12 protein-coding genes are annotated in these 10,776 nt (G+C 60.4%); 6 read left to right on the plus strand and 6 right to left on the minus strand.

The features are described 5' to 3' along the window. Window positions 1-38: 38 nt before the first annotated feature. Complete coding sequence (locus K3178_RS06370; RefSeq protein ID WP_221570501.1) at window positions 39-611, minus strand: VOC family protein; 573 nt, start codon at window positions 609-611, stop codon at window positions 39-41. Further along, on the minus strand, window positions 608-1,729 hold the full coding sequence (hppD, locus tag K3178_RS06375) for a 4-hydroxyphenylpyruvate dioxygenase (protein ID WP_221570502.1): 1,122 nt from the start codon (window positions 1,727-1,729) through the stop codon (window positions 608-610). The genes K3178_RS06370 and hppD overlap by 4 nt, the downstream gene beginning before the upstream one ends. 228 nt (window positions 1,730-1,957) lie before the next feature. On the opposite strand from hppD, the gene K3178_RS06380 reads away from it, so the two are divergent. From K3178_RS06380 to K3178_RS06390, 3 genes are all read left to right on the plus strand, one after another. Next, complete coding sequence (locus K3178_RS06380; RefSeq protein WP_345719854.1) at window positions 1,958-2,230, plus strand: FtsB family cell division protein; 273 nt, start codon at window positions 1,958-1,960, stop codon at window positions 2,228-2,230. A 137-nt stretch (window positions 2,231-2,367) separates the two neighbouring features. Continuing rightward, the gene (gene pdhA / locus K3178_RS06385; protein WP_221570504.1) at window positions 2,368-3,438 is read left to right on the plus strand and encodes a pyruvate dehydrogenase (acetyl-transferring) E1 component subunit alpha; all 1,071 of its coding nucleotides are present in this window, start codon (window positions 2,368-2,370) and stop codon (window positions 3,436-3,438) included. Window positions 3,439-3,441: 3 nt separating this feature from the next. After that, the gene (locus tag K3178_RS06390) at window positions 3,442-4,833 is read left to right on the plus strand and encodes a pyruvate dehydrogenase complex E1 component subunit beta (RefSeq protein ID WP_221570505.1); all 1,392 of its coding nucleotides are present in this window, start codon (window positions 3,442-3,444) and stop codon (window positions 4,831-4,833) included. Window positions 4,834-4,894: 61 nt separating this feature from the next. On the opposite strand, the gene K3178_RS06395 is transcribed toward K3178_RS06390, so the two are convergent. Genes K3178_RS06395 through K3178_RS06405 form a run of 3 tightly spaced genes read right to left on the minus strand, consistent with a single transcriptional unit; the run spans window position 4,895 to window position 7,340 of the window. Beyond that, window positions 4,895-5,332: a TadE/TadG family type IV pilus assembly protein gene (locus tag K3178_RS06395; RefSeq protein WP_221570506.1), complete on the minus strand. Its 438-nt coding sequence runs from the start codon at window positions 5,330-5,332 to the stop codon at window positions 4,895-4,897. Then, window positions 5,329-5,793 (minus strand): TadE/TadG family type IV pilus assembly protein, encoded by a 465-nt coding sequence (locus tag K3178_RS06400; protein WP_221570507.1) that lies wholly within the window; start codon window positions 5,791-5,793, stop codon window positions 5,329-5,331. Before K3178_RS06400 ends, K3178_RS06395 begins: the two co-directional genes overlap by 4 nt. Beyond that, on the minus strand, window positions 5,790-7,340 hold the full coding sequence (locus tag K3178_RS06405; RefSeq protein WP_221570508.1) for a Tad domain-containing protein: 1,551 nt from the start codon (window positions 7,338-7,340) through the stop codon (window positions 5,790-5,792). Before K3178_RS06405 ends, K3178_RS06400 begins: the two co-directional genes overlap by 4 nt. A gap of 212 nt (window positions 7,341-7,552) precedes the next feature. Between K3178_RS06405 and K3178_RS06410 the strand changes: the two genes are divergently transcribed. After that, entirely contained in the window at window positions 7,553-8,194 is a 642-nt protein-coding gene (locus K3178_RS06410; protein ID WP_221570509.1) for a hypothetical protein, read from the plus strand. A gap of 36 nt (window positions 8,195-8,230) precedes the next feature. After that, window positions 8,231-8,698: an EF-hand domain-containing protein gene (locus K3178_RS06415; protein ID WP_221570510.1), complete on the plus strand. Its 468-nt coding sequence runs from the start codon at window positions 8,231-8,233 to the stop codon at window positions 8,696-8,698. On the opposite strand, the gene trmFO is transcribed toward K3178_RS06415, so the two are convergent. Next, window positions 8,699-10,066, minus strand: a complete 1,368-nt coding sequence (gene trmFO, locus K3178_RS06420) for a methylenetetrahydrofolate--tRNA-(uracil(54)-C(5))-methyltransferase (FADH(2)-oxidizing) TrmFO (protein ID WP_221570511.1) — start codon at window positions 10,064-10,066, stop codon at window positions 8,699-8,701. Window positions 10,067-10,121: 55 nt separating this feature from the next. On the opposite strand from trmFO, the gene K3178_RS06425 reads away from it, so the two are divergent. Beyond that, window positions 10,122-10,775, plus strand: a complete 654-nt coding sequence (locus K3178_RS06425) for a lysoplasmalogenase (RefSeq protein ID WP_221570512.1) — start codon at window positions 10,122-10,124, stop codon at window positions 10,773-10,775. Window position 10,776 lies beyond the last annotated feature (1 nt).

Consider the following 10,776-nt stretch of genomic DNA (forward strand, 5'->3'; position numbering starts at 1 on the left):
AATACGCAATGTACCGGAAATGTACGTGGGTAATGCTTTTATTTCTGACCGTGTTCCTTACGCGCAATCTCATGCAGCCAGTCCGCATGGCGCGGGGCCTTCTTTGTCTCGCTCCATTCGTCGAGCATCATCGGCGCGACGCGCTTGAGTTCGGCATATTGCTCGTCGGTCCCGATATCGGTCGCGAGCTCCACGCGGTGACCATTGGGATCGAAGAAATAGATCGACTTGAAGATGCCGTGATGCGTCGGACCAAGGACATCGATGCCAAGGCTTTCGACATGCTCCTTGGCGGCTACGAGTTCTTCCTCGCTCCCCACCTTGAAGGCGAGGTGCTGGACCCATTGCGGGGTGTTCTCGTCGCGGCCCATATCCTTCTGGTTGGGCAGTTCGAAGAAGGCGAGGATGTTGCCGTTACCCGCGTCGAGGAAGACGTGCATGTAGGGATCGTATTCCCCGGTCGATGGCACATGGTCTTCGGCAAAGGCGGTGGTGTATTCCATGCCGAGGACCTTGCCGTACCATTCAACGGTCTCTTTCGCGTCCTTGCAGCGGTAGGCGGCGTGGTGGACGCCGCCGAGCTTCACGGGATGTGCAGCTACTTCGCTCATTCGGCTGGCTCCGCTTCGACCGACTTGGCTTCTTCGACGCTCAGCACGCCGCGCTTGATCTGGTCGCGCTCCATGCTTTCGAACAGAGCCTTGAAGTTGCCCTCGCCAAACCCTTCGTCACCCTTGCGCTGGATGAATTCGAAGAAGACCGGGCCGACCTGTGCCTCTGCAAAGATTTGCAGGAGCAATCGCGGACTGCCGCCCTCGGTCGTGCCGTCGAGCAGGATGCCGCGCATCTTGAGTTCGTTCTCGTCTTCGCCATGGCCGGGCAGGCGCTCGGAAAGCATTTCGTAATAGGTTGCGGGCGGCGCGGTCATGAAGGGAACGCCGAGGTCCTTAAGATTGTCCCAGCACTGGACGAGATCGTCACAAATCAGTGCGATGTGCTGGATACCCTCGCCGTTGAACTCCTTGAGGAACTCTTCGATCTGGCCCTTGCCGCCTTCGCCTTCCTCGTTGAGGGGGATGCGGATCTTGCCGTCGGGCGCGGTGAGCGCCTTGGAGGTGAGACCGGTATATTCGCCCTTGATGTCGAAGAAGCGGATTTCGCGGAAGTTGAAGAGCGTCTCGTAATAATCCGCCCAATACTTCATGCGACCGTTGTAGACATTGTGGGTGAGGTGATCGATCACGTTGAAGCCCGCACCCTTGGGCCATTTGTCGACGCCGTCGAGATATTCGAAATCGATGTCGTAGATCGACAGGCTGTCATCGCCCTGTTCGGCATAGCGATCGATCAGGTAGACGATCGCACCGCCGATGCCGCGGATTGCGGGGATGCGCAGTTCCATCGGGCCGGTATCGACCACAACAGGTTCGGCGCCGCGTTCGAGCAATTCGTCATAGGCCTTCTTTGCATCCTTGACGCGGAAACCCATGCCGCAAGCCGAGGGGCCGTGTTCGCGGGCGAAATACCAAGCTGCGCTTCGCGGTTCGTAATTGATGATCAGGTTGATCCCGCCCTGGCGCCACAGGTCGACATCCTTTGACCGGTGGGTTGCAACGTGGGTGAAACCCATAGCTTCGAAAACCGGTTCAATCTGGCCTTTCGTGGGAGCGCAGAATTCGACAAACTCGAAACCGTCGAGGCCGATGGGGTTTTCGAAAAGATCGGGCATGGGATTCCTCTGTCCTGAAATTAGTTTCAATGGAAACCAAATAGGCCGCGCTGCTCGGCGTGTCAAGAAACCAACGGGCGCGCGGAGGGCGTAGTTCCGTCTCGCCGCCACCTAGGCAGCAACGGTCCGTCGCACTTGCGAGATTACCGCTTGCGCGAAAAGGTTAACTGTGATTCTGTGTGCTTCATGCGGAGGGCAAACAGACTCAATCCAGTAGGCAGCCGGAAGGTGTCGCAGAATGCGGCACTTATTGTCCTGCTCGTGCTTGGTGGTCTTGCCATTGCCGGACCTTCCGGTCTGCTGTCGTGGAGCGAAAACTTGCGCTTGCTCGACCAGCGAAAGGCCCAGCTCACCGCCGTCCAGGCAGAACGTACCGCACTCAAGAACAAGGTGGAATTGCTCCACCCCGATCACGCCGATCCCGATATGGTCGGCGAATTGCTGCGCAGCCAGCTCAACGTCGTCCACCCCGACGAAGTCGTCATCAAGCTCGACGACTAAACCCGGCATAGGTCGGAACCCCTACAATTCCGTAAGGTTTTCGTATGCAGGCGGCTGCCCCCGTTGCGCTGCCCGCAAGCCTGTGCCTATAGGCGCTCGCAGAGAGAACTCCCGGTCACGGAAGAGGGATAGAAGATTTGGCCAAGGCCCCCAAGAACAAGGCTCCGCGCAGCCCCGCAGAGAACCTCGATTTCGCACTCCACTCGCTCCAGGAAGAGTTCGAAGCGAACAAACGCTACGACGCTTCGACCGAGCAGATGCAGAAGTTCTACGAACAGATGCTGCTCGTCCGCCGCTTCGAAGAGCGCGCGGGCCAGCTTTACGGTCTCGGCCTGATCGGCGGCTTCTGCCATCTTTACATCGGCCAGGAAGCTGTTGCGGTCGGCCTCCAGTCGGCTCTTACCGAAAAGCTCGACAGTGTGATTACCGGCTACCGCGATCACGGCCATATGCTCGCCTACGGCATCGATCCCAAGGTCATCATGGCCGAGCTGACCGGTCGGGAGGCCGGCATCTCTAAGGGCAAGGGCGGTTCGATGCACATGTTCTCGACCGAGCACAAGTTCTACGGCGGGCACGGCATCGTCGGGGCGCAGGTTGCTCTGGGTGGCGGGCTCGCGCTCGCGCATCAGTACAATGACGACGGCGGCCTCTGTCTCGCATATTTCGGGGATGGCGCCGCAAACCAGGGACAAGTCTACGAAACCTTCAACATGGCTTCCCTGTGGAAGCTGCCGATAGTCTTCGTGATCGAAAACAACCAGTATGCCATGGGGACCGCAGTCAGCCGCAGCTCGGCAGAGACCGAGTTCTACCGGCGCGGCACCGCCTTCCGCATTCCCGGCATGAAGGTCAACGGCATGGATGTGCTCGAAGTACGCCAGGCTGCCGAGATCGCCTTCAAGCATGTGCGCGAGGGCAGGGGGCCTGTGCTGATGGAATGCGAAACCTATCGCTACCGCGGCCACTCCATGTCCGACCCGGCCAAGTACCGCACCCGCGAGGAAGTGCAGGACGTGAAGGAGCACAAGGACCCCATCGAGGGCCTCAAGAAGACCCTGATCGAACAGGGCAGCAGCGAGGAAGAATTGAAGGCGATCGACAAGGACATCCGCAAGATCGTGAGCGAAGCAGCGGACTTTGCCGAAAACTCGCCCGAGCCGGAGGCTAGCGAACTCTACACCGACGTTCTGGTGGAGGAGTATTGAACCATGGCTATCGAACTCAAGATGCCCGCCCTGTCGCCCACCATGGAAGAGGGCACGCTCGCCAAATGGCTCAAGCAGGAAGGCGACACGATCGAGATCGGCGACATCATCGCCGAGATCGAGACCGACAAGGCGACGATGGAATTCGAAGCGGTCGATGAAGGCACGCTCGGCAAGATCCTTGTCGCCGAGGGCACCGAGAATGTCGCTGTCGGCACGGTAATCGCCATGTTGGCAGGCGAGGGCGAAGATATTTCGGCAGCTGCCGAAGCAGCGCCCGTTCAAGACGTTCCCGGCGAGGGCAAGGACGTGGGACGCCCTGAAAGCTCGGGCGAAGGCAGCGAAGCCGAAATCGCCAAGCCCGCCAAGAAGACCGGCGTAAAGGACCCCGAGGTCCCGCATGGCACCAACATGCAGACCATTACCGTCCGTGAAGCGCTGCGTGACGGCATGGCCGAAGAAATGCGCCGCGACGAGCGCGTCTTCGTGATGGGCGAGGAAGTGGCCCAGTACCAGGGCGCCTACAAGGTTACGCAGGGCCTGCTCGACGAATTCGGCCCCAAGCGCGTCATCGATACGCCGATCACCGAATACGGGTTCGCCGGTATCGGCACCGGCGCGGCGATGGGCGGCCTGCGCCCGATCGTCGAATTCATGACCTTCAACTTCGCCATGCAGGCGATCGACCACATCATCAATTCGGCGGCCAAGACCAACTACATGTCGGGCGGGCAGATGCGCTGTCCGGTCGTGTTCCGCGGCCCCAACGCTGCCGCAAGCCGCGTCGGCGCGCAGCACAGCCAGAACTACGGTCCGTGGTACGCCAGCGTGCCCGGCCTGATCGTGATCGCGCCCTATGATGCCTCTGATGCAAAGGGCCTGATGAAGGCGGCGATCCGCTGCGAGGACCCGGTCGTATTCCTTGAAAACGAACTGGTCTACGGTCGCAGCTTCGAGCTTCCCGAACTCGACGACCATGTGTTGCCCATCGGCAAGGCGCGTATCGTGCGCGAAGGTTCGGACGTGACCATCGTCGCCTATTCGATCGCGGTCGGCCTTGCGCTCGAAGCGGCAGAGGAACTCGCGGGTGAGGGTATCGAGGCCGAAGTTATCGACCTGCGCACACTGCGTCCGCTCGACAAGGAAGCCGTGCTCGAAAGCCTCAGGAAGACGAACCGCATGGTCATCGCCGAGGAAGGCTGGCCGACCTGCTCGATCGCGTCGGAAATCGTGGCGATCTGCATGGAAGAAGGGTTCGACCACCTCGACGCACCGGTCACGCGCGTGTGCGACGAGGACGTGCCGTTGCCCTATGCGGCGAACCTCGAGAAGCTGGCGTTGATCGACACGCCCAAGATCGTGAAAGCGGTCAAGAAGGTTTGCTACCGCGACTGAATCGAAACGGGGCCCGCGATCCGATCGCGAGCCCCGCCAGTCCCGAACGGGTTGCTTTCGCTTACTCGTCGATCACAAAGATCGGGCGAGAAAATGTCATCTGGCCGCTCGTGAAGTCGAAGAACGGCAAGATCTGCAACGGCGTGTAGGTGATCGTCAGCGTTTTCTCGTGGGTTCCGTGCACCCGGGGGCTGGCCACGGGAGTGACGGTCACGGCAACACTGTCACCAAGCAGGTAAGGAGAGGCCTTGGCGATGGCGACGGCCTGATCTTCCAGAGCGGTGTCGGTCACCTCGTTCTCGATCATGTATTGCACCACGGCGTAGCGAGCCGTGTCCGATGCGACCCCGCGGAGCGAGTTATATGCCTGCATGCTGATCCCGATCTGCATCAGGCCGAGGAACATGCCCAGGATCACCGGCGCCAGCAGGGCGAACTCGATGATCGTCGAACCTCGCTCGTCGGTGCGAAGGCGCTGGATAATTTTCTTGCGCATCATGAGATCTGTACCCTCCGGGTGAAGTCGTAGTTCACCTGGTCACCGATGCCGAAATCGGTCCAGATCGGCGTGTACCAGTCCGAAATCGTGATTTCGATGAATTCGGAAATAACTGCGGTCGGATCGGTGCAGCTTGAAACGTTGGCGACAAGCGAGGAGTCCGCATTGCAGCGATACTTCTTCGCCAGCGTCACATTCGAATCTGCCAGTCCGGATGACGCTTCGATGATATCTTCCAGCTGGTCGATATCAGCCTGGTCTTCGGGCAGACTGGCAAGCACGACCGCCGCGGCCTCCGCGACGGCGATCTGGAGCTCGTTGTTGCGTGATACGAGCCTGCTGACTTCGAACCCGCCGAGGCCGAGGATAAGCAGGACAGGCAGCACGAATGCGGTCTCGATGACTACCGAACCTTCTTCATCCTTGCGAACGCGGGCGATATCCAGAAGCCGCCGGATCACAGGACCAGCCTCACGCGAGTGCTGCCTTCGCCAACCACGATATCATGAGTCTTGCCGGCTGGGCACAGGGTCTCAAGATCGGCGGTACCGCTGATCTTGAGCGTTCCGGTTGCGACCATCAGGCATTCCGCACTCGCATTCATATTGCCCGACATCACCACATCCGAGTTGGGCATGTAGACGATACCGTTTAGATCGAAGTGCGCACCGCCGGTGATTTTGCTTCCGGTATCCCCCGTGGAATCCGGGTGTTCGAAAATCAGCATGTTCTCGAGCCTTGCCGCATCTTCCGCCGACACGCCGGCAATGGTGATCAGCTCCTGCTGGGTCATCGGCGTGAGATAAACCTTCGCACCGCCCATAAGGTCGATACCGGCACCATCCTCGAGGACGAACATAACGCCTTCGCCGATGATCGACTTGCCGCCCGTCAGGTTGAAATCAACACCTTCGAGAACATAGACGCCCGGTGCGAGCACCACATTGCATGTGATGTCGAAATTGTCGTCATAGGTTCCAGGCAACAGGGTCACAGTGTTACCGAGATCGACCTTGTTGGTATAGGTATAGGTCTCGACCGTGATGGGCTGCGCGTAGATTTTGTCGGGACCACTACCCGCAATCTGGCTGAGGCTGCCCTCCGCCGGAACGCTGACGTAATCTACCGGTTCTCGGGTGAATTCAGCCTCGACGATGGTCGGGAAATTAGTAGTCGTGGTTTCAGGGAAGGCGCCCGCACCGGTATAACCGTCCGCCATTATGGTCGCGGTATTCTTGTTGCTGCCACGGTAATATTTGTAGGTAACGGTCTGCGACTTAGCCTCGTCGGCAGTCCAGGTTGCCTCGTTGGCAGAACCGTTGCAGTCGTCCGGAACTTCACGGTCATCGGTGTTGTCCGGCGGAGTCAGTCCTTCCCACGGGTCGACCATGTTTGCGTAGTTCTCGACCACCTCGGAGTTTCCGAAAGCGTTTGCGCCGTCATTGATGGTTCCGCCAGCGACCACCCAATTGATATTTTGCGGGCCGGTATTGCCGTCCGTTACAATTGCGCCATCGGCAGTCGAGCGCGCACCGACACCGCAAGCGGCATCCACCTCCGGGCCACCATTGAACCACATCGTGCGGGCCGATGTGGGATCGAGCGCATAAAGGCATGCGGTGTATTGCTGCGTGGTTTGCCAGATCGCCTGCGCCTGGACGGCTATAGTCATCCCTTTGCCCAACACGATCTCGGTGAACGGAAGGCTGGCCGATACCGTAGCTTTCGCAAGGATGCTGTTGGCAGAACCTCCGTCGTAATCGGCCTCATCGGCCTCGTGGGTCAGGAGGTAGTCCTGGGTCACCGAGAGGTTCACGTAGAATTCCTGGCTGGCGCGCTCTTTTGCGCCATCGATATCCACTTCGTTGCCGCGCGCCCACGCGCCGGCCAGTGCGCTCTGGTCGACCGCATACTGCGCTTCGCGTTTCCAGGTATAATACTGCGCCATATCGACGCCCATGCCGGCGGTGCCGAACAGCACCGGCGCGCCCATGGCGACCAGAAGCATAGCGTTTCCGCTCGTGTCAGCCTTCAGCCGATGCATGAAACTGGTAAAGCCCATATACCCCTGTCCTCGAAAAACCTTTGAGTCCTAGGCTGCGACATACCCCGGACGTTCCTTACGTTCCTTGCAACAGAAACAGTTAAGATGGCGTTTCCCATGTCGCGAAGCGGCGGGATTGCTTGACTTTCGCCGGTTCCCGAGCAGACACGCGACCGATGGATGCAAGCGAGGACGATCCGCTTCCCGATTGGGGGCCCGTGGTACTGGCACATGCTCGGGAACCCATGCGAAGCGCGCTGTCGACCCTGCTCCGGCTGGATGGAAAGCTATCCCGGATCATCACCGGCGCCGGAGAGCCTGCCCTTGCGCAAATCCGCTTGGCATGGTGGCGCGAGGAACTTCTTCGTCCTCGGACGGCAGACATGCGCCAGCCCGCCGATCCTCTGCTCGTCGACCTGCTCGACCACTGGGATGGCTATCTGAAAGCCGTGGTTGCGTTCATCGACGGATGGGAGGAACTGCTCGATCAGCGACCTTGGGATGAAAGTATCCGGACTCGTTTCCAAGATGGGCATGCCGCGGCGTTCGAGGCCCTGGCTCGCTTGGGAACGCATCCCGACCATGCTGTGCAGACCACCGCCCACGCACGGGAGTGGGGTCGGGCGAAGCTGGCAGTGATCGAGCCTGGTCTCGAGCGCGAATCTATGCCCGCGCTTCCGTCGCTGCCGAAGGACCTGCGCGCTGTCGCGATTATCGGCGGTCTCTCGCGCAGGGCGATATTGCGCGGCGGGAAGCCCCTGTTCGGTGACAGGCTCAGCCCGCTAGTCGGACTAAGGCTTGGAATTTTCGGCACTTAGGTTAAGCAGGTCGCGGACACAGGGGAGCGTCCGCACATGAAGTCATTCGTCACGGGAAGCCTTGTCACGCTGATGGCCACAGGCATCGGCCTGTTCTGGTGGCAGGGGAGGGCCGAAGTCGAAGCCGCTGCCCCACCTCCCGATCCGATGGCTTTCGCACCCGCGCCCTTCGATCCCGAAAAGCTTCCGATCACCGATCCCGGCGACATGGAGGGCCCGGCACCGCCCGAGGCAAGCGAGCTGACCAAGGAACAGAGCCGCTTCTTCCGCTACGACCGCAATCGCGACTGGCGGATCACCCGCAGCGAGATGCTCTCGACGCGCAGCGATGCCTTCCGCAAGCTCGACAAGGACGGCAACAATCTCCTCACTTTCGAGGAATGGGCCGTAACCACGGTGGAGAAATTCGAAGGTGCCGACGCCAATGGAGACCGCGAACTTTCACCTGGCGAATTCGCAACCACCGCGCCCAAGCCGGTCAAGCGGCGCAGCTGCGCCTGCTGATCAGGCGGGCACGGCCTCCAGCGTTGCCAGCCAGTCGCCGAATTGGGCCTTGGCACGCGAGGTATAGGCTTCCTTGCGCTGCTTCTTTTTCACATCGTGCAGCGGGGGGAACAGGCCGAAATTGACGTTCATCGGCTGGAAGGTCTCGGCCTCGGCATCGCCGGTTATATGCGACAGCAGTGCACCGAAAGCCGTAGTGCGGGGCGGGGGTGTCCATTCGCCGCCTGCCAGTTCGGTCGCTGCCATCATCCCTGCCATCAGTCCGACCGCCGAACTTTCGACATAGCCTTCGCAACCGGTGATCTGGCCGGCAAAGCGAATATGTTCACCACCACGCAGGCGCAATTGGCGGTCGAGCACGAGCGGCGAGTTGATGAACGTATTGCGATGCAATCCGCCGAGACGGGCGAATTCGGCATTCTCAAGGCCAGGGATGGTTCTAAACAGCTCAATCTGCGCGCCATATTTCAGCTTGGTCTGGAAGCCGACCATGTTCCACAGCGTGCCGAGCTTGTTGTCCTGTCGCAGCTGGACCACCGCATAGGGCCACTTGCCCTGCGGATGCTCCTCGCTCGTGTCGTAGGGATTGTCGAGGCCGACACCCTTCATCGGGCCGTATCGCAGCGTCTCGACACCGCGCGCGGCCATGACCTCGATCGGCATGCATCCGTCGAAATAGGGCGTGTCGGCTTCCCATTCACGGAACTCGGTCTTCTCGCCGTCCATCAGGCCCTGGTGGAAAGCGAGATACTGCTCCTTTGTCATCGGGCAGTTGATGTAGTCGCCGTCCTCGTTCGAGGCCTCGGTGCGCTTGTTCCAGCGACTCTGGATCCAGCACTTCGACATATCGATGCTGTCATGGTGCACAATTGGTGCAATCGCATCGAAAAAGGCGAGCCGGTCCTGTCCGGTCGATTTCACAATGCTTTCCGCGAGCGACTGGGCCGTCAAAGGTCCGGTGGCGACGATTGTCGGGCCGGAGGAGGGCAGGGTGTCCACCCGCTCGCGGACCACGGTGACGTTGGGATGCTCGTCGAGTGTGCGCTGCACTTCGGCAGAGAACACATCGCGGTCGACGGCCATGGCGCTGCCGGCAGGTACGCGTGCAACCTCGCCTGCGCGCATGACGATGCTGTCGAGACGGCGCATTTCGTCATGAAGCAGGCCGACGGCGTTCTTGTCGCTGTCGTCCGAACGAAAGCTGTTCGAGCAGACGAGTTCGGCAAGCCCGTCGGTCTGGTGCGCGGGCGTCATCTCGCCGCTGCCACGCATTTCGGACAGGCGCACCTTGAAGCCGCGCCGCGCGAGCTGCCATGCAGCCTCGCTTCCGGCAAGTCCGCCGCCGATGATGTGGATGTCGTGTGTCATTTCGGCGCCGCACCTAGTGCTTGCATAGGGGGTCTATCAAGGGGATAGGTGCGCAATGCCAAAACGTGCCCTTATCGAACACCGGCCCTACCTGCTGCTGAGCCTGCTGTTTGGCATCACCTATTTCTTCGTGATGGACGGGAAGGTCGGCGGTAGCTGGCTTGCCTTGTGGAAAGGCGCCGGGGTCGGTTTCCTCGCAGTCTATGCGGCGCACAGGGGCCGCGGCCGCGAAGGCGTGCTGATTGCGATCGTCATGGCGCTGGGGGCGCTGGCCGACGTGGTGCTCGAGTTCAATTTCCTGTTCGGAGGACTAATCTTCGCCATCGGCCATCTGGTTGCGATATGGCTTTACGTCACCAATCGCCGGGAACACCCGACCGGGAGCCAGCTTGCGGCCGGCATGGCCCTATTGATCGGCACCCCGGTTCTGGCCGGCATGCTGACCTATCCGCTCGATAATTGGGTGCTTGCCGCAGCTTATGCGCTGGTAGTCGGCGCAATGGCCGGAGCTGCATGGACAAGCCGCTTTCCCCGCTACCGTGTCGGAGTTGGCGCAGTCCTCTTCGTCGTCAGCGATCTCGTAATCTTCGCGCGCGAAGCCGGGCATATGTCACGTGACCTGGCCGAGTGGCTGGTCTGGCCGATGTATTACGGCGGACAATTCCTCATCGCGACGGGTGTCATCCAGACCATCCGGCGCAAGCCGTGAG

This window comes from Qipengyuania sphaerica, from assembly GCF_019711595.1.
Classification (GTDB): domain Bacteria; phylum Pseudomonadota; class Alphaproteobacteria; order Sphingomonadales; family Sphingomonadaceae; genus Qipengyuania; species Qipengyuania sphaerica.